This window comes from Rhodoferax sp. (genome assembly GCF_014859475.1).
GTDB lineage: Bacteria > Pseudomonadota > Gammaproteobacteria > Burkholderiales > Burkholderiaceae_C > Rhodoferax.
Genome location: NZ_JACUUE010000005.1, coordinates 1 through 17,850, shown reverse-complemented (window position 1 = coordinate 17,850; position 17,850 = coordinate 1). Strand labels below are relative to the sequence as shown.

23 protein-coding genes and 1 tRNA gene are annotated in these 17,850 nt (G+C 61.9%); 11 read left to right on the top strand and 13 right to left on the bottom strand.

Features of this window, described 5'->3' with window-relative positions:
* The first annotated feature begins 40 nt into the window (after nucleotides 1-40).
* Both tatB and tatC read left to right on the top strand, forming a co-directional pair.
* Entirely contained in the window at nucleotides 41-517 is a 477-nt protein-coding gene (tatB, locus tag IBX54_RS00965) for a Sec-independent protein translocase protein TatB (RefSeq protein ID WP_296540792.1), read from the top strand.
* Nucleotides 514-1,308: a twin-arginine translocase subunit TatC gene (gene tatC, locus IBX54_RS00960; RefSeq protein ID WP_296540791.1), complete on the top strand. Its 795-nt coding sequence runs from the start codon at nucleotides 514-516 to the stop codon at nucleotides 1,306-1,308. Before tatB ends, tatC begins: the two co-directional genes overlap by 4 nt.
* A gap of 10 nt (nucleotides 1,309-1,318) precedes the next feature.
* Here tatC and IBX54_RS00955 read toward each other — a convergent pair whose 3' ends face one another.
* A complete protein-coding gene (locus tag IBX54_RS00955; RefSeq protein WP_296540790.1) occupies nucleotides 1,319-2,461 on the bottom strand; it encodes a trypsin-like peptidase domain-containing protein in 1,143 nt (380 codons plus the stop codon).
* A gap of 182 nt (nucleotides 2,462-2,643) precedes the next feature.
* On the opposite strand from IBX54_RS00955, the gene IBX54_RS00950 reads away from it, so the two are divergent.
* From IBX54_RS00950 to IBX54_RS00915, 8 genes are all read left to right on the top strand, one after another.
* Complete coding sequence (locus IBX54_RS00950; protein ID WP_296540789.1) at nucleotides 2,644-3,402, top strand: Nif3-like dinuclear metal center hexameric protein; 759 nt, start codon at nucleotides 2,644-2,646, stop codon at nucleotides 3,400-3,402.
* A gap of 1 nt (nucleotide 3,403) precedes the next feature.
* Nucleotides 3,404-4,513, top strand: a complete 1,110-nt coding sequence (gene pdxA / locus IBX54_RS00945) for a 4-hydroxythreonine-4-phosphate dehydrogenase PdxA (RefSeq protein WP_296540788.1) — start codon at nucleotides 3,404-3,406, stop codon at nucleotides 4,511-4,513.
* 62 nt (nucleotides 4,514-4,575) lie between these two features.
* Nucleotides 4,576-5,193, top strand: coding sequence for a ubiquinol-cytochrome c reductase iron-sulfur subunit (gene petA / locus IBX54_RS00940; RefSeq protein WP_296540787.1), 618 nt, complete (start codon nucleotides 4,576-4,578; stop codon nucleotides 5,191-5,193).
* Between the two features lie 11 nt (nucleotides 5,194-5,204).
* Nucleotides 5,205-6,605 (top strand): cytochrome bc complex cytochrome b subunit, encoded by a 1,401-nt coding sequence (locus IBX54_RS00935; protein WP_296540786.1) that lies wholly within the window; start codon nucleotides 5,205-5,207, stop codon nucleotides 6,603-6,605.
* A 15-nt stretch (nucleotides 6,606-6,620) separates the two neighbouring features.
* The gene (locus IBX54_RS00930; protein ID WP_296540785.1) at nucleotides 6,621-7,310 is read left to right on the top strand and encodes a cytochrome c1; all 690 of its coding nucleotides are present in this window, start codon (nucleotides 6,621-6,623) and stop codon (nucleotides 7,308-7,310) included.
* A gap of 107 nt (nucleotides 7,311-7,417) precedes the next feature.
* On the top strand, nucleotides 7,418-8,029 hold the full coding sequence (locus IBX54_RS00925; RefSeq protein ID WP_296540784.1) for a glutathione S-transferase N-terminal domain-containing protein: 612 nt from the start codon (nucleotides 7,418-7,420) through the stop codon (nucleotides 8,027-8,029).
* Nucleotides 8,030-8,047: 18 nt separating this feature from the next.
* A complete protein-coding gene (locus tag IBX54_RS00920; protein ID WP_296540783.1) occupies nucleotides 8,048-8,572 on the top strand; it encodes a ClpXP protease specificity-enhancing factor in 525 nt (174 codons plus the stop codon).
* Between the two features lie 54 nt (nucleotides 8,573-8,626).
* Nucleotides 8,627-8,702: transfer RNA gene (locus IBX54_RS00915), tRNA-Thr, on the top strand.
* Between the two features lie 53 nt (nucleotides 8,703-8,755).
* On the opposite strand, the gene IBX54_RS00910 is transcribed toward IBX54_RS00915, so the two are convergent.
* From IBX54_RS00910 to moaC, 11 genes are all read right to left on the bottom strand, one after another.
* Nucleotides 8,756-9,409, bottom strand: coding sequence for a TIGR02281 family clan AA aspartic protease (locus tag IBX54_RS00910; RefSeq protein WP_296540782.1), 654 nt, complete (start codon nucleotides 9,407-9,409; stop codon nucleotides 8,756-8,758).
* Nucleotides 9,410-9,411: 2 nt separating this feature from the next.
* Nucleotides 9,412-9,549 carry a hypothetical protein gene (locus IBX54_RS00905; protein WP_296540781.1) on the bottom strand — a complete coding sequence of 46 codons (138 nt, stop codon included), beginning with the start codon at nucleotides 9,547-9,549 and terminating at the stop codon, nucleotides 9,412-9,414.
* Between the two features lie 83 nt (nucleotides 9,550-9,632).
* Entirely contained in the window at nucleotides 9,633-9,974 is a 342-nt protein-coding gene (locus IBX54_RS00900) for a LysE family transporter (protein WP_296540780.1), read from the bottom strand.
* 29 nt (nucleotides 9,975-10,003) lie between these two features.
* Nucleotides 10,004-11,497 (bottom strand): ATP-binding protein, encoded by a 1,494-nt coding sequence (locus tag IBX54_RS00895; RefSeq protein WP_296540779.1) that lies wholly within the window; start codon nucleotides 11,495-11,497, stop codon nucleotides 10,004-10,006.
* A gap of 13 nt (nucleotides 11,498-11,510) precedes the next feature.
* Nucleotides 11,511-12,164, bottom strand: coding sequence for a response regulator transcription factor (locus IBX54_RS00890; RefSeq protein WP_296540778.1), 654 nt, complete (start codon nucleotides 12,162-12,164; stop codon nucleotides 11,511-11,513).
* Nucleotide 12,165: 1 nt separating this feature from the next.
* Complete coding sequence (locus tag IBX54_RS00885; RefSeq protein WP_296540777.1) at nucleotides 12,166-12,684, bottom strand: CinA family protein; 519 nt, start codon at nucleotides 12,682-12,684, stop codon at nucleotides 12,166-12,168.
* A 4-nt stretch (nucleotides 12,685-12,688) separates the two neighbouring features.
* Nucleotides 12,689-13,183, bottom strand: a complete 495-nt coding sequence (locus tag IBX54_RS00880; protein ID WP_296540814.1) for a phosphatidylglycerophosphatase A — start codon at nucleotides 13,181-13,183, stop codon at nucleotides 12,689-12,691.
* Between the two features lie 125 nt (nucleotides 13,184-13,308).
* On the bottom strand, nucleotides 13,309-14,307 hold the full coding sequence (gene thiL / locus IBX54_RS00875; protein ID WP_296540776.1) for a thiamine-phosphate kinase: 999 nt from the start codon (nucleotides 14,305-14,307) through the stop codon (nucleotides 13,309-13,311).
* A gap of 31 nt (nucleotides 14,308-14,338) precedes the next feature.
* Nucleotides 14,339-14,740 (bottom strand): Co2+/Mg2+ efflux protein ApaG, encoded by a 402-nt coding sequence (gene apaG / locus IBX54_RS00870; RefSeq protein ID WP_296540775.1) that lies wholly within the window; start codon nucleotides 14,738-14,740, stop codon nucleotides 14,339-14,341.
* A gap of 24 nt (nucleotides 14,741-14,764) precedes the next feature.
* Nucleotides 14,765-15,235, bottom strand: a complete 471-nt coding sequence (locus IBX54_RS00865; protein ID WP_296540774.1) for a type II secretion system protein N — start codon at nucleotides 15,233-15,235, stop codon at nucleotides 14,765-14,767.
* A complete protein-coding gene (moaC, locus tag IBX54_RS00860) occupies nucleotides 15,222-15,734 on the bottom strand; it encodes a cyclic pyranopterin monophosphate synthase MoaC (RefSeq protein WP_296540773.1) in 513 nt (170 codons plus the stop codon). The genes IBX54_RS00865 and moaC overlap by 14 nt, the downstream gene beginning before the upstream one ends.
* A gap of 213 nt (nucleotides 15,735-15,947) precedes the next feature.
* On the opposite strand from moaC, the gene IBX54_RS00855 reads away from it, so the two are divergent.
* Nucleotides 15,948-17,471 (top strand): M48 family metalloprotease, encoded by a 1,524-nt coding sequence (locus tag IBX54_RS00855; protein ID WP_296540813.1) that lies wholly within the window; start codon nucleotides 15,948-15,950, stop codon nucleotides 17,469-17,471.
* On the opposite strand, the gene IBX54_RS00850 is transcribed toward IBX54_RS00855, so the two are convergent.
* Entirely contained in the window at nucleotides 17,442-17,792 is a 351-nt protein-coding gene (locus tag IBX54_RS00850) for a phage holin family protein (RefSeq protein WP_296540772.1), read from the bottom strand. The two genes, IBX54_RS00855 and IBX54_RS00850, sit on opposite strands and share 30 nt — an antisense overlap.
* Nucleotides 17,793-17,850: the final 58 nt, after the last annotated feature.

The window sequence follows — 17,850 nt, the reverse complement described above, 5'->3', positions numbered from 1 at the left end:
AGTGCATGGTTGGCGGCTTGTGGTCTAGCGCAAGGCTCGCATGATTGATCTGGGTATTTCAAAGCTGGTCATGATCGGTGCCGTGGCCCTGATCGTCATCGGCCCCGAAAAATTGCCGCGTGTGGCGCGCACCGTTGGCACCCTGCTGGGCAAGGCGCAGCGCTATGTGAGCGATGTCAAGGCCGAGGTCAGCCGTTCCATGGAGCTCGACGAGCTCAAGAAGATGAAGGAAACGGTCGAAAGCGCGGCCAAAGACGTCAGCGCGTCGGTGCAAAGCAGTGCTTCGGATTTCGAAAAAACATGGGCTGAAGCCACCAGCACGGCATCCGAGCCCACTTCGGACTATCAGATCACACTGCCAGAAGCTGTGCCCGAGTACCAGCATCCCAGGAAAAATTGGCGCCTCAAGCAAGGCGCTACGCCCAACTGGTTCAAGGCCCGCGCTGGCGTGCGCACCAAGGCCCTGTCGGGCGCGGCCCGGGTCGCCCGGTTTCGCCCCACCCAATTCAATCGATGACTGATTCCCCCAAAAAAGACGACGAGCTGGCCGGTACCGAGCAGCCGTTTGTGGCCCACCTGGTTGAATTGCGCGACCGCCTGGTCAAAGCGTTTATCGCTGTCGCCGTGGTCGCTGTGGCGCTTGGCATCTATCCCGGCCCGGGCGCCTTGTACGACCTGATGGCCGCGCCCCTGGTGGCGCACTTGCCCAAGGGCGCAACGCTGATCGCCACCTCGGTCGTATCGCCCTTCATGGTGCCGCTCAAAGTGCTGCTGATGTCAGCCTTCATGATCGCCTTACCGGTGGTGCTCTACCAGTTGTGGGCCTTCGTGGCACCCGGCCTGTACTCGCACGAGAAAAAACTGGTGATGCCACTGGTGGTGTCAAGCACCGTGCTGTTTTTCCTGGGTGTGGCGTTCTGCTACTTTTTCGTCTTTGGTCGCGTCTTTGCATTCATTCAGAGCTTTGCCCCGGCCAGCATCACGGCTTCCCCCGACATCGAGGCCTATCTGGGTTTTGTGCTGTCGATGTTCTTGGCGTTTGGCATGGCTTTTGAGGTGCCGGTGGTGGTGGTGGTGCTGGCTCGCATGGGCATTTTCAGCATTGAAAAGCTCAAGGAATTCCGCGGCTATTTCATCGTGCTGGCCTTCATCATCGCGGCCATCGTGACGCCGCCCGATGTGGTGTCGCAACTGGCGCTGGCCATTCCCATGTGCCTGCTGTACGAGGTGGGCATCTGGGCTGCACAAATTTTCATCAGGCAAAGCCAAGCACCCGATGACGCCGCTGGAGCGGCCGACACCGACTGATCGTTACGCGTTAGCGCACCCGGCGACGTGCTTTGGGGCGAACCCCCGGCGACACCTGCAGCGTCATGGTCCCGTCGGCGCGCTGCACTTCAAATGCGGCAGCCGTGCCTGGCTTGAGCGCTGCCACCTGGCTCAACAACTCGGCCACGTTGCGGACCTCGGCCCCCGCCACGGCGGTCACCACATCGCCCGGCTTCATGCCCGCCAAGGCCGCCGGGCCGTTTTGCAGCACACCGGTAATGATCACGCCCTGGCGCGCCGACACGCCAAAGGTTTGCGCCAGTTCAGGCGTCAGCTCGCTGGGCTCGACGCCAATCCAGCCGCGCGTGACCTGGCCATCTTTCACAATGCCTTCGAGCACGAGCTTGGCGGTGGACACCGGAATGGCAAAGCCAATGCCCATGCTGCCACCCGAGCGCGAGTAAATGGCGGTGTTGATGCCCAGCAGGTTGCCCTCGATGTCCACCAGCGCACCGCCCGAGTTGCCGGGGTTGATGGCGGCATCGGTCTGGATGAAGTTCTCGAACGTGTTGATGCCCAACTGGTTGCGCCCCAACGCGCTGACAATGCCGCTGGTCACGGTCTGGCCGACGCCAAAGGGGTTGCCAATGGCCAGCACCTGGTCGCCCACCTGCAGGCTGTCGGAGTTGCCCAGCACCATCACTGGCAGCCGGTCAAGCGCGATTTTGAGCACGGCGAGGTCGGAGTCGGGGTCGGTGCCGATGACCTTGGCGGGCGCGCGCCGACTGTCGTTGAGGATCACCTCGATCTCGTCGGCGCTTTCCACCACATGGTTGTTGGTCAAAATGTAGCCAGCGGCGCTCACAATCACGCCGCTGCCCAGCCCCACCTGCGGCGCATTGCCTTGGTCGCCAAAAAAGAACCTGAACCACGGGTCCATGTCGTTCTGACCCGACCTGGCATTTTTGCTGGTGTTGATGCTGACCACTGCCGACGAAGACTTTTGCGCTGCCAGCCGGAAACTGCCGGTTGGCACGCTGGCTACCGTGGTGGCGGGCGCTTCAATCAAGGCGACGGTGGTTGAGCGGATGTTGCGGCCCTCCAGCCAGGCGGGTTTGAGCGTGCCAACCACAAAATAGGCGGCCAGCAACACCGTGACAGACTGGGAAAACAGGAGCCAAAATCTTTTCATGACATTGCAGGCGCGTGGCCGGGTGAAAATGGGACAACAAACATTCTGATAAATTGTAGGTGTCCTGACCCATTTCAAGAGCCGAGCTTTGCCTGATGTCCGCACGGCAGGCTATTCGGGGGTCAAGAAAGCTGCCTGACCTGTCGGCTTATCATCGCTGCGACCAAGGAGCTGACATAAGCATGTGTGAACGAGCCGAACTATTGCACGCTTTTGATGCGCTACTGCAACCCGAGCGTTTTCGCGACTACGGCCCCAACGGCCTGCAGGTGGAAGGCTGCGCCCGGGTGCGCAAAATCGTTTCGGGGGTCACCGCCAGCCGGGCCCTGATCGAGGCCGCCATTGCCGCCGGGGCCGACGCCATTTTTGTCCACCACGGCCTGTTTTGGCGTGGCCAGGACGGCCGCGTCACCAGCTGGATGAAGCAGCGTCTGGCTTTGCTGCTGGCACACGACATCAACCTGTTTGCCTACCATTTGCCGCTTGATGCGCATCCTGAATTGGGCAACAACGCGCAGCTTGGCTTGAAGCTGGGGCTGCTGGGGCAGTCGCGTTTTGGCGAGCAGGAGCTGGGTTGGCTTGGGGCGCGTGCCGACGGCCAGCCCTTTGCGTCAGCACAAGCCCTGGCGGGGCACATTCAGCAGGTCCTGAATCGCCCGGTGTTGCTGGTCGATGAGGCGCATCGACCGATTAAAAAAATTGCCTGGTGCACGGGCGCCGCGCAAAGTTATTTTGAGGCCGCCATTGCCGCCGGGGCCGACGCCTTCATCACCGGCGAGCTTTCCGAGCCGCAAGCGCACTATGCGCGCGAGTGCGGCGTGGCCTATCTGGCCTGTGGCCACCACGCCAGTGAGCGCTACGGCGCACCCGCCGTGGCCGCGCATGTGGCCGCCCAATTGGGGCTGGTGCATGAATTCACCGACATCGACAACCCCGCCTGACATGACAGAAACCTCACTTTCCCTGCCCATTGCCATTACCCTGGGCGACCCCGCCGGTATTGGCCCGGAGATCATTGTCAAGGCGTTTCGCGATGCGCCAGATGTCACGCGAGGCTGTTTTGTGGTGGGCGATGTGGCCACCCTGCGCCGGGCGGCAGGCATCGTGGCTGGCGCTGGTGTGGCCCTGCCCGTGGCCCTGTTGACCGACGTGCAGGAGGCGCTGCACTGCCCACCCCGCTGTGTGCCGGTTTGGCAAATCACTTCGACGGCGCTGCAAGGCCAGCCACCCGCGCTGTTTGGCCAACTCAGCGCCCGAGCCGGACAACTGGCCGGTGATTGCGTGATCTGGGCGGCCAACGCTGCGCTGCGCGGCGAGGTGGCAGCCATGGTCACCGCGCCTCTCAACAAAGCCGCGTTGTCGCTGGCTGGAGCGCCTTATGACGCTTTTCCGGGGCACACCGAGCTGCTGCAGGCGTTGGCGGCGGCGCATGTGAACACCACGGTGGCGCAGCTGCCGGTGCGCATGATGCTGGCCAACGACGAGCTGCGCGTGGTGCTGGTCAGCATTCATGTGTCGCTGCTGCAAGCGTTGGCGGCTGTCACGTTCGATCAGGTGTTGCAGACCTTGCAGATCACCCACCACGCGCTGCAAGCCGTGTTGGGCCGGGCGCCCCGCATTGGCGTGGCCGGCTTGAACCCTCACGCGGGCGAGGGTGGCTTGTTTGGCCGCGAAGAGCTTGACATCATCGGCCCGGCTGTGCAGGCGGCGCGCGCCCAAGGCGTGCTGGCCAGCGACCCGATCGCCCCCGACACGGTGTTCATGCGCGCCCGGGCGCGACCCGGCCAGCCCGGCGAGTTCGATGTGGTGTTGGCCATGTACCACGATCAGGGCCTGATTCCGGTCAAGTACCTGGGCGTGGACAAAGGCGTCAACGTGACGCTGGGCTTGCCCTTGGTGCGCACCAGCCCTGACCACGGCACCGCCTTCGACATTGCGGGCACGGGCAAAGCCGATGCTGCCAGCCTGATCGAAGCCATTCGCATGGCGCGCCAGCTCTGCAAAAGCCGCTACGTTGCAGAATCTGGCGAGACCGCCCTATCGCATAAGTGACAAAGGGCTCCGTTAGAATCAAGGGTTGTTACCAATATCCATCTTTTCCATTGAGGACACTCATGAGTGAAACGCTTGCCGCAAGCGGCCCCATCGACCCGAGTAAAAGAACCTGGCTGATCGCATCCGGCTGTGCCGGAGCCGTGGGCGGTATCGCCGCAGCCGTTCCTTTTGTCAGCTCACTCCAGCCCTCCGAGCGCGCCAAAGCCGCCGGAGCTGCGGTTGAGGCCGACATTTCAGCGCTCCTGCCAGGCGAAAAAATGACGGTCGAATGGCGTGGCAAGCCGGTCTGGATCGTGCGCCGCACACCCGAGCAACTGGCCGAATTGCCCAAGCACAACGACCAGCTGGCTGACCCGCTGTCGCAGCGCAAACCCACCGAGCAGGCCCCCGACTATGCGCGCAAGGATGAAAGCCGCGCCATCAAGCCCGAGTACCTGGTGGTGGTTGGTATCTGCACGCACTTGGGTTGCTCGCCCTCGGACAAGTTCAAGAGTGGCGCGCAACCCTCACTGCCCGATGACTGGCCTGGTGGCTTTTTCTGCCCCTGCCACGGTTCCACGTTCGATCTCGCCGGACGCGTTTTCAAAAACAAGCCGGCACCAGACAACCTCGAAGTGCCGCCGCACATGTACCTATCCGACACCAAGTTGCTCATTGGTGAAGACAAAAAAGCCTAAGGACCAAAAAAATGGCTACTTTTCACGAAATCTCCCCCAATGCCTCGGCCGGTGCCAAAACCCTGAACTGGATTGACAACCGCTTCCCGCTCTCCAAGCTCTTCAAGGAGCACATGAGCGAGTACTACGCGCCCAAGAACTTTAATATTTGGTACATCTTTGGTTCGCTGTCGCTGCTGGTTCTGGTGATCCAGATCGTTACCGGCATCTTTCTGGTGATGCACTACAAGCCCGATGCCGCGCTGGCCTTCGGCTCGGTCGAATACATCATGCGCGACGTACCCTGGGGCTGGTTGATCCGCTACATGCACTCCACCGGGGCGTCGGCGTTCTTTGTCGTGGTCTATCTGCACATGTTCCGTGGCCTGATGTACGGCAGCTACCGCAAACCGCGCGAGTTGATCTGGCTGTTTGGCTGCGGCATCTTTTTGGCGCTGATGGCCGAGGCCTTCATGGGCTACCTGCTGCCCTGGGGCCAAATGAGCTACTGGGGCGCCCAGGTCATCGTCAACCTGTTCTCGGCCATTCCGTTCATCGGCCCCGACCTGGCCTTGCTGATTCGCGGCGACTTCGTGGTGGGCGATGCTACCCTGAACCGCTTCTTCAGCTTCCACGTCATCGCGGTGCCGCTGGTGCTGCTGGGCTTGGTCGTGGCGCACATCATTGCGTTGCATGAAGTCGGCTCCAACAACCCGGACGGCATCGAAATCAAGGCCACCAAGGACGCCAACGGCATCCCGCTCGACGGCATTCCGTTCCATCCGTACTACTCGGTGCACGACGTTTTTGGCGTGAGTGTGTTTTTGTTCGTGTTTTCTGCCATCGTATTTTTTGCCCCTGAAATGGGTGGCTATTTCCTGGAATACAACAATTTCATTCCGGCTGACCCGTTCCAGACGCCCTTGCACATTGCGCCGGTCTGGTACTTCACGCCGTTCTACACGCTGCTGCGCGCCGTGACCACCGAGATGATGTATGTGCTCATCGGCTGCGTGCTGGTCGGCGCGGTGCTGGCGGTTGCCAAAACAAAAATGCCCAGCCTGTTCAAGGCCGTGATCGTGGGCGGTGCCCTGGTGGTGGTGGCCATGATGATGGCCATCGATGCCAAGTTCTGGGGTGTGGTCGCCATGGGCGGCGGTGTCGTTATTCTGTTCTTTCTGCCCTGGCTGGACAACAGCCCGGTCAAGTCGATCCGCTACCGTCCCACCTGGCACAAACTCCTTTATGCCGCTTTCATCATCAACTTCTTTGTCATCGGCTACCTTGGAACGCAACCTGTGTCTGAGATTGCGGGTCGAATTTCCCAGTTTGGCACTTTGTTCTACTTCGGCTTTTTCATTCTGATGCCCTGGTGGAGTCGCCTGGGTACGTTCAAACAAGTGCCCAGTCGTGTCAATTTCACGGCCCACTGAACCGGAGAATAAAAAATGAAAATTATGGGTTTTACGCAAAAAATCATTGTCGGTGTGGCCATGACCTTAGGGTTGGCTGGCACTGTGCAAGCGGCTGCCGTTGGCGCAGCCTGGGACAAGGCTCCGGACAGGATTGCCGACATGGGCGCCCTGCAAAATGGTGCCAAGGTCTTTGTCAACTACTGCCTGAACTGCCACTCGGCAGCCTTCATGCGCTACACCCGCCTGACCGACATTGGCCTGACGGCCGAACAGATCAAAGACAACCTGCTGGTGACCAATGGCAAAATTGGCGAAACCATGAAGGCCGCCATCGATCCGAATCAGGCCAAAGCCTGGTTTGGCGTCAATCCGCCCGACCTCACCGTCATTGCCCGTTCGCGTGCCGGTGCGGGTGGCACGGGTGCAGACTACCTTTATTCCTACATGCGCGGCTTTTACAAGGACGACACCAAGCCCACCGGCTGGAACAATCATGTGTTTCCCAACGTCGCCATGCCGCATGTGTTGTGGGAAATGCAGGCCAGCATGACGCCTGGCCAATACGACCAAACCATGGGTGATCTGGTGAACTACCTGCAGTGGATGGCCGAGCCTGCCCAGACCACGCGTAAAACCATTGGCATGTGGGTTTTGATATTCCTGGCTGGCTTGACTTTCCTCACCTGGCAACTCAACAAGGCGTATTGGAAAGATATCAAGTAAGCTATCGATCACTGGTTGGTACAAAGCTTTCAGGCTGCGTACTTCAACCCTCCAGAGTGGGCAGCTTTCCGGCCGCCCGCTCTTTTACTTTTTTAGGAGCCTCCACCATGATGGTGCTTTACTCGGGTACAACCTGCCCCTTTTCACATCGCTGCCGTTTTGTCCTGTTTGAAAAAGGCATGGACTTTGAGATTCGCGATGTTGACCTGTACAACAAACCCGAAGACATCAACGTCATGAACCCCTACGGCCAGGTGCCGATTTTGGTGGAGCGCGACCTGATCCTGTATGAATCCAACATCATCAACGAGTACATCGACGAGCGCTTTCCGCACCCGCAATTGATGCCCGGTGACCCGGTCGATCGGGCACGTGTCAGGCTTTTTCTACTCAATTTCGAAAAAGAACTGTTCTCCCACGTGGTCACGCTCGAATCCCGCACCGCCAAGACCAACGAAAAGGCATTGGAAAAAGCCCGGACCCACATTCGTGACCGTCTTACCCAGCTCGCGCCCGTGTTTCTGAAAAACAAATTCATGCTGGGCGAGGGCTTCTCGATGCTCGATGTGGCCATTGCGCCGTTGCTTTGGCGCCTCGATTACTACGGCATCGAGCTCAGTAAAAATGCGGCACCCTTGCTCAAGTATGCCGAGCGCATTTTTTCACGCCCGGCCTACATTGAGGCGCTCACGCCCTCAGAAAAAGTCATGCGCAAATAATGAGCAGGTGCTGATTCAATGAAGCCATCCCTAGAGCCGACATCGTCCCAGCCCTACCTGATCCGCGCCTGGCATGAGTGGTGTACAGACAATGGTTTGACACCTTATGTGACCGTGGCAGTTGACGGCGCAGTACTGGTGCCGCGCGAATTCGTCAAGGACGGCGAAATTGTGCTCAACATCAGCTACGACTCCACCACAGGCCTGCAAATCAGCAACGATTACCTGACGTTCAAAGCCCGCTTTGCCGGCGCGGTGCGCGACGTGATGGTGCCGGTGGATCGCGTGCTGGCCATCTTTGCGCGCGAAAATGGCCAAGGCATGGCTTTCCCCAAAGCCAGTCGCGTTGGGCTTGCTGCTGAAGTTGGTGACTCTTCGCAGACACCAGAAGATCAAGCCCAGGACAGCAGCAGTGCTGAACCCGCGCCATCGCATCTGGCCAGCGTTCCTGCCGCAGTCATTGCCGAGCCCAAAAAGTCCGGAAAAAAACCCGCAGCCACCGGCAAAGCGCGCGCGCGCCCGACGCTCACACGCATCAAATAAGCAGGCCGCAGGCCTGACCCAGGCACCAACTGCGTCATGTAAAATGCGTCCCGTGCCGCTTTAGCTCAGTTGGTAGAGCAACCGCCTTGTAAGCGGTAGGTCGTCAGTTCGAATCCGACAAGCGGCACCACACATCTCACAATCAATATAAATTGAATTCGCCATCCGGGGTGAGCGCGGTCGCTATTTTTGCCCCAATTTGAGTTGGGGCCTGGCGCGCAACACCATTTTGTTTTGCGTCATGGCGATGTCAAATTTTGACAGGAACGACTGGCCGAGCAAGGCCCGCTGGTCGTCGCTCATGCGCAGTCCTACGCCCACGCGAACATTCGTCACGCGCGCGTTGCCCAACGAGATCGTCACGCCATCCACCACCCGCCCGGGCTGTGATCCGTTGGCGGTATGGAACGTGGTGGGTACACCGCCGCGCAGGCCGGCGGCCCGCGCCACCGGCTCGCTCACGCTCACCAGCGACGCGCCGGTGTCAACCATGAACGTCACCGGCTCGCCATTGACCGTGCCTGGGGCATAAAAATGGCCGTCGCGCGCCCGCGCAATCACCAGGTCACCATTGGTCAATACCTGCGCAGCTTTGGGTTTGAGGTAGTGCGTCATCAGCGCGTAAAGCAGGCCCATGACAAGCAACCAGAACAACAACATCGGGATCAGCCCGGTTTGCCCGGGCGCACGCGCGCCAGGCGCAGCTTGCGGCCGCTGCTTGCCGTTGAGGTTTTTTTGGGTAAACGACGCAAATTTGTTGCGGGTTTCGTCCATCTGGCGCTGTTTTTCACGCTCGCGCTGCGCGTCGCGGTACCAGTCGCGGTCTTCAACGCCCATGTTCAGACTGCTGCCCATCCGGCCGACAGTGGCACGGCCCACAAGTTGCCGCCAAATGGCGCCACCTCGCGTCCGGCGCACGCCGCGAGGACGCAGTGCAAGGCATCTTTGGTCAGTGGCGTAGCGAGACGTGGGTGCATGGCTGCATTCTATGGGGTCAGCTATTCAGTGAATGAATTTATGCCCGGAAAATCCATGCGGGTGCGCCCCGACGCCTGACAGATCAGCCCGCCAGCAGCATCGCCGCCAGCGTCCACATGGCCAGCGCAATCAGCCCGTCGAGCACGCGCCAGGCGCGCCGCGCGGCCAATACGCCGTAAGCGGCCAGGAACAGGGCGCCGCCATAGCGCGTGAATGTTATCAGCACCTCGTTGCCGCGAATGAGCACGCCCGCGCCGCCAATGCCTGCCAGAATCAGCAGCGCGTCTGACAACGCGCAAAACAGCACCAGTGGCAGCACGTGCTGGCGCAGAATGCCCTGGCGCAGCACGAAGGCGTTTTGCGAGCCAATGGCCACGATCAGCGCCAGACCTGTGGCAAAGCCGCTGAAAAAATCTGTGGTCAACTGAGGAATCCAGGTTGAGTTGCGCTGCGTCAACGGGCGAAGTGCACGCGCACGGTCAGGCCGCGCCCGTTCAGTCCCTGCGACAGTGTCAGACTGGCCTGGTGCAGGTCGGCCACGCGCTTGCAGATGGCCAGCCCCAGGCCGGTGCCAGACTGGCTTTGCTCTGCAATGCGGTAAAAGCGCTCAAGCACCCGTTGGCGCTGGTCGGGCGCAATGCCCGGGCCGTCGTCGCTGACCGCCAGTTGCACCCCGCTGTCATCAGCTGTCAGGCCGATCAGAATGTTGCCACCGCGCTGGGTGTATTGAATGGCGTTGTCCACCAGGTTGCTCAGCAGCATGGCCAGCAGGTCGGCGTTCCCGGTCACGGCGGGTAGCGCGGACGCGGCTGCAAGTTCCAGGTTTTGCTCGCGCTGCAAGGCCAGCGGGGCCAATTCAGCGCAAATGGTCTCGGCAATCTGGCCGAGGTGGACGCTGGTGAATTCTGGCCGGGCCTGCTTGGGGTCGAGCCGCGCCAGCGTCAGCAATTGGTTGACCAGGCGAATGCCGCGTTCCACGCTGTGCTGCATCTGTTCCAGGGCGAGCTGGTGCGGTGCCTCGGCCCGGGTGTGGCGCGCCGCGTACAACTGCGCCTGCAGGGCCGCCAGCGGCGTGCGCAGCTGGTGGGCGGCATCGTCGGTAAAGCGGCGCTCGTTGTCCAGGGTTTGCACCATGCGGGCGAGCAGGTCGTTCAGTGCGGTGACGATGGGTTGTACCTCGTCAGGGACACTTGTTGCATCAATCGGCGTCAGATTGTCGGGTCGTCTTTTGCTGATCTCCTGGCTCAGGCTGGCCAGCGGGTGCAGCCCTTTGCGGATGGAAAACCACAATAGCAGGAACAGCACCGGCAGCCCCAGCAGCAGTGGTGTCGCCGCCGCCACAACCATGCTGCGTGTCAGCTTGGCGCGAAAGGCGTGCGGCTCCGTGACGATCATGTGCACGCCGTGGTTGATGTCATACACCTTGTAGTTGCGCCAGCCGATGTGTTGCGCATCGACGCTGTTCGACAGGCCCATGGCCTGGACCAACATGTCGCCCGGTGCATTGTCTGAGCGGAACAGCAGTTCGTCGCCGCGCCACAACTGGAAGCGCAGGCTTTGGCTGTACTGGCTGGTGCGGGTGCTCATTGCTTTGTCCGTGCCGTCGGTCACGACAGCGCTCGGGCGGTTTGGCGTAATGGCTGTCGCGCTGGCGGGGGCCTGCGCGATGCTGGGGCGTAGCGCCAATTCGGGCCACGAGTTCAAAAGTTCGGCAATGGTCGCTGATGGCAGCGTCTTTGGCAGCGTTTGCACTTCGCCGTGGTCGGGGTCCATCATGTGCAGAAAAGCCTGGGCGGTGTAGGCCAGGTGCACGTCGTAAAGCGCGTTCACATCCCTGATGTTGTTGCGTGTGGACAGGGTAGCCATGACTGCCCAGAACAGAAAGCTGACCACGCCCAGTGCCATCAGCAGGCGGTGGCTCAGCGTGATGTGTTTGGCTGGGTTCATGCTTTGTAAGCCATCAGGGCCTGAGCAGGGTGTAGCCCACGCCGCGCACGGTCTTGATGCTGTGCTCGCCAATTTTTTGCCGCAGGTGGTGGATGTGGACTTCAAGCACATTGCTGTCGTTGTTGTGGCTCGACCCGAATACCAATTGCTCGAGCTTGCCGCGCGCAATCACCTGGCCCGCGCTTTCCATCAGCACACGCAGCAGTTTGAACTCGCGGTTGGACAGGTTGAGCGCTTCCTCATTGAGCGTGACCTGTTGCTGGTCGGCATCGAGCATCAGCGCGCCGACCTGCAGCCGGCCGACAAAGCCGGCGCGCCGGATCAGCGCTTGCAGGCGCGCGATCAGCTCTTCGATGTCGGTGGTCTTGACCAGAAAGTCGTCGGCGCCAGCCTCAAAACACAGCACCTTGTCGCGCGTGGTGTCGCGCGCGGTGAGCATCAGCACCGGCAGCTTGCTGCCGCTGGCGCGCAGCTGCTTGAGCACCTCCATGCCGTCAAGGCTGGGCAGCGTGATGTCGAGCACGGCAGCACGGTAAAAAGTGTGGCCCAGCAAATCGAGCGCAGCCTGTCCATCGGCCACCCAATCCGCATCAAATCCGGCATTGTTGAGCGCAGACTGCAGACCTGCGCCCATCAACGCATCATCTTCAATGATCAAAATCTTCATTTCAGGTCCTGCTTTGGATGAGTTCGCTCAATCGGTTCAAGGCATGCAGCACGGTGGCTTGGCGTACGCCAGCGCGGTCGCCCGTGAAGTGCTGCAATTGACTCGTTACGCCACCGGGCAGGGCAAAGCCAAACCACACCGTGCCCACCGGTTTGTCGGCGCTGCCACCGGTGGGGCCTGCCACGCCTGTGACGGCCACAGAAACCTGGGCGTGCGAATGCGTCAGGGCGCCTGCTGCCATGGCACGCGCCACGGCTTCGCTGACGGCGCCATGGGTTTCGATCAACCCGGCATCGACCCCCAGCAACTCGCATTTGGCCGCGTTGGAGTAAGTGACAAAGCCGCGCTCGAACCAGTGGCTCGAGCCCGCCAGGCCGGTGCAGGCGGCGGCTATGAGGCCACCGGTGCAGCTCTCGGCCGTGCACAACAGCCAGTTTTTGGCCAGTAACAGATCGGCCAGCCGAGCGGCAGCTGCTGCGCCTGTCAAAGCTGCCGGATGCTGGGGGCTAAGGCGCGTCATGGCCTCACCAGACCCGCCACAGTGCGATCACCAGCAGGGCGCAAAAAGCGGCCACCAGATCATCGAGCATGATGCCCCAGCCGGCCTTGTGCCAAGCTGCCGGGTCGGTGGCCGGATTCACGTCGTGGTAGAGCTGGTCGGCCCAAGCCACTGGGCCAGGTTTGGCGGCATCAAAGAACCTGAACAAGGCAAAGGCAGCGAGTTGGCCCCAAAAACCGGTCGGGCTGACCAACCACAGCACCAGCCAGAAGGCGGCAATTTCGTCCCAAACGATGCTGCTCGGGTCGAGCACGCGCATGTGTTTGGCAGTGAGCGTGCAAACCCACCAGCCCGCCACAATGCTGATGGCGATGAGCCAGCCCCATTGCGACTCTGTCAGGCGGTGTTCCAGCAGCGCAAACAGTGCCCAGGCCCACAGCGTGCCCATGGTGCCAGGGGCTTTGGGGCTGAGCCCGGAGCCAAAGCCCAGCGCCATCACATGCGCGGGGTGCGCCATCATGAAGCGGCCGCTGGGAGTCACTGCAGGCCTGGCGGCCTTTGCAGAGGCAGTTGTTTCCGGGTAGATGACAGTCTTTTGATCAAGCATGGTCAGATTATCGAGCGAATGCAGAGCCGCGCCCGGCCTCAGGCGAAGTGGTCGAACGAGGCGTAGTGGTTGGGCAGGGCCTGGCCCTGGGCGTCCAGCAACCGCAACCCTGCGGCGGCTTCGATTTGGCCAAGGCAGCGCACCGGTGTCTGGCTGGCCCGGGCGGCTGCGGCGACGGCCGCGCGCTGAGATGGCGGGGCGGTAAACAGCAGCTCGTAGTCGTCACCGCCGCACAGCGCCAGGCTGCGCCATTGTTCTTGCGACAAGTGCAGACCTGCTGCGTCGGTGCTTTGCGCAGCATGGGCATGGCCGGCAACGCATGCCACCGCCTGATCCGCTAGCACCGTGGCGCCCACGCGCGAGCTTTCCAGAATGTGCCCCAAGTCGCCGATCAGGCCGTCGCTAACGTCAATGGCGGCGCTGGCAATGCCGCGCAAGGCCAGGCCCAGCGCCACGCGTGGCGTGGGGCGCTGCAGCCGCTCGCGTGCAGCAGCCAGTACCGCATCGGGCACGGTCAATTTGCCCTGCATTGCGTCGAGTGCCAGCCGGGCATCGCCCAGCGTGCCGCTCACATACAGATCGTCGCCGGCGCGGGCGCCGCTGCGCAGCAGGGCCAGCGAGGTGCCGTTAACCACTGGCACCTCGCCAAACACCGTGATGCAGATGTTGAGCGGCCCGGCGGTGGTGTCGCCGCCGATGAGTTCACAGCCGTGCGCGTCGGCCAGCGCGAACAGGCCCTGGGCAAAGGCCGCAAGCCAGGGCTCTTTCACCTCGGGCAGCGCCAGCGCCAGCGTGAACGCCAGCGGTTTGGCGCCACAGGCCGCCAGGTCGCTGAGGTTGACGGCCAGGCTTTTGTGGCCGAGCTGGCGCGGGTCGGTGTCGGCAAAAAAATGGCGGCCCTGCACCAACATATCGCAAGAGATGGCCAGTTGGGTGCCGGGCGCGGGTTGCAGCAGCGCGCAGTCGTCGCCCACGCCCAGCGCTGCCTGTCGCACCGGGCGCTTGAAGTAGCGCGCAATCAGATCGAATTCACCCATAGCTCAGATCAGTTTGAATCGACGCTGAACGTCAATGCAGGGTGCGCGTGCCGCCACTCTCGCTCAGCGCGTCGAGCACGAACATGGGCACATCGACATCGAACTTTTCACCGTCTTCGGCCACGCAAAAAAAGCTGCCGTGCATGGTGCCGGTGGGCGTGCGCAGGCGCGTGCCGCTGGTGTACTCGAAGGCTTCGCCGGGTTGCAGCAGCGGTTGGTGCCCGACCACGCCCAGGCCCTTGACTTTTTCGTGGTGGCCCTGGGCGTCGTTGACGTTCCAGGTGCGGGAAATCAATTGCGCTGCCACTTGGCCGCTGTTGCGGATGGTGATGGTGTAGGCAAAAAAATACAGACCCTGCGTCGGGTCCGACTGGTCAGCCAGGTAGCGCGGTTGGACTTGAACCTGGAATTGGTAGCGAGGGGATGCGGTCATGGTGCGGTGGAGGTGGGGCTGAAATCAGGGTTTGACGCCGTCGAGCGGCGGTAATTCGAGCTCGACCGATGCCGGCGCCGCCATGTCGGGCGCCAGGGCGGCACCGCGCGCCGAGACCGATTGCAGCACCAGATCATCACTCAAGTGGTCGCCCACTTTGTAGGGTTTGGCTTTGTCGCGGCCGATGGCAATCAAGGCGCTGCCGCGCCCGCTGCTGAAGCCCTGGGCAATGACGCCTTCGAGCTTGTAGTCGCTGCTGGTGTTGGGCACGGCGAGCACCGCGCCGTTGCCCACAGGCATCGCGTCGGCGCCCAGCACTTGTGCGACCCGGGCCGTGTCGATGGGGCGTTGGCCGAACGGCTCGCCTTGAAAGCGTGGCGTAGCGGGCGGCTCGGACCAGCGCAGGCCCCAGTACGCCACGCTGGCCGCGGCCAAGGCCGCAAGCACCAAGGTGCTCAGACGCGCGGGCCAAAGGCCTGGATTAAACGTTCTCATGGGAGGTGGCACCCGGGTTGACAAAACTGCCCGACTTGCCGCCATGCTTTTCCAGCAGCATGATGTCGGTCATCACCATGCCGCGGTCCACCGCCTTGCACATGTCGTAAATGGTCAGCAGTGCGGCTGATACTGCGGTGAGCGCTTCCATTTCCACGCCGGTGGGGCCCACCGTTTCGACGGTGGCCTGGCACAATATGCCGGCGGCATGGGAGGGGCTGGCGTGCAGTACCTTGAATTCAATCGCGACACGGGTCAGTGCCAACGGGTGGCACAGGGGAATCAGGTCGCTGGTTTTTTTGGCCGCCATGATGCCGGCCACGCGGGCAATGCCCAGCACGTCGCCTTTTTTGGCGTTGCCGCTCTCAATGATCGCCAGTGTGCCGGGCTGCATGTTGATGCGCCCGCCCGCGATGCCAATGCGGTGGCTGGCGGGCTTGGCTGCCACATCGACCATGTGGGCCTGGCCCTGGGCGTCAAAATGGGTGAGGGTGCTCATGACAAAAATGGGGTGAGGTGGATTGAAATGAAGGCATCGGCTTAACCGAACCTTTACACACAGCTGGCATCATACGGTGGTCGTCTGATTTATTCTTTTGTAGGTGCACAAAATTTATCGCTCATGTTGATGGCTCAATTCAAACCCAAGTTGCTGGCCAAGCTGATTGCAGCAGGCCGCGCAACACTTCTTCTGGCAGCCATTGGCCTGGCCATGCCAATACCGTTGCAAGCGCGAGGCAGCGTTGCCGGCACGCTGCCCCTGCTCGGCGATGGCAGCGCCATGAGCGCCGGTGCCGAACGCCGCCTGGGTGACCGCATTGCCCGCGAACTGTACCGCGACCCCGATTTTATTGACGATCCGGTGCTCACCGACTATGTGCAGGGCATCTGGCTGCCGCTGCTGGCCGCCGCCCGAGCGCGAGGTGATCTCACGCCCGAGCTTGACGAGCGTTTTGCCTGGCGCATTGTGCTGGGGCGCGACCGAAGCGTCAACGCGTTTGCCCTGCCGGGTGGTTATTTTGGCGTTCACTTGGGCTTGCTGGCGGTGGTGAGCAGCCGCGACGAGCTGGCCTCGGTGCTGGGCCACGAGCTGAGCCACGTCACCCAGCGCCATATTTCGCGCCTGATCTCCAAGAACGAAAAGCAAACCCCCTGGATGATCGGTGCCATGATTCTGGGCGCGCTGGCGGCCAGCAAAAGTCCTGAGGCAGGCAATGCCATGATCGTCGGCGGGCAAGCCCTGTCGGCGCAAAGCCAGCTCAATTTTTCGCGCGACATGGAGCGCGAGGCCGATCGCGTGGGCTTTGGCGTGATGACGCAGGCTGGCTTCGAGGCGCAGGGTTTTGTCGGCATGTTTGACAAACTGCAACAGGCCGCCAGGCTCAACGACAGCGGCGCCTACCCTTATCTGCGCAGCCACCCGCTGACCACCGAGCGCATCGCCGACATGCAGTCACGCCTGCCCCTGGGGGCGCCGCACAGCGTTGACGTGGCGCCCACCGCGACGCACGCCATGCTGACGGCGCGCGCCCGGGTGCTGGCCAACCCCGGTGCCGACGCGCTGCGCGGCTGGCAGGCGCAGGCCGACAACCTGGCACCCGCACAGGCTTTGGCGCAGCAGGCGGGCACGCTTTATGGCGCGGCCATGGCTGCCAGCCGCCTGCGCGATGCGGCGCAAGCGCGCAAACAGTATGCGCAGTTGCAAAAAGTGGTGGGCGATGAGCCCGAGGCCAGGCGCCAAATGCGCTGGCTGGGTTTGGAAATTGAACTCGCGGCACGCGACCGCTCGCGCCCGCAGGTGCTGGCCCTGGGAGTCGATGTCGGGCTCGACCTGAACAGTCCCGCAGACGGCTCTGCAGCAAGCCTGCGTCGCCCCGACCTGTTGCTGCAGGCGCAAATTGCCACGCAGGCAGGGCGCGACGCGGTGCTGGACAAGGTGGCGCAAAATCTGCAGGTCTGGCTGGTCAGTCAGCCCCAGGATGCCCTCGTGTGGCAGTGGCTGGCGAGCATTTACGCCGCGCAAAACCAGAGCCTGCGCGCCTTGCGCGCCGAGGCCGAGGCGCGGGTGGCGCAACTCGACTACGCAGGTGCCATAGACCGGCTCAAGGCCGCGCAGGATCGGTTGCAGCGTGCCGGGGCTTCCAATGCTTCGGCCGACTACATTGACGCCTCGATCATCGACACGCGGCGGCGTCAGATCGAGGCACTATTTAAAGAGCAGGCGCTCGAGAACTGAGTCGATGAACAGCCCCAGCACCGAGTAGATCAGCGAGCCCCACAGGGCGGCATAAAAGTCACGCACATGAAAGCCCTGGAGGATGCCGGCGGCCGACCAGAACATCAAGGCGTTGATGACAAACAAAAACAGCCCCAGCGTGACCAGCGTGACGGGCAGGGTGAGCACCAGCAGCACCGGGCGCAGCACCATGTTGAACAGCCCGATGACAAAGGCGGCAATCAGCGCCGCACCAAAGCTGCTGACAATCACCCCGCTGTATAGGTAAGCCACGCACAGCAGGGCAGCTGCACTGAGCAGCCATTTCAGGATAAGTTTCATGGCCCCGAGCTTAACGTGAACGAACGTCGTCATTGCGAACGAAGTGAAGCAATCCATG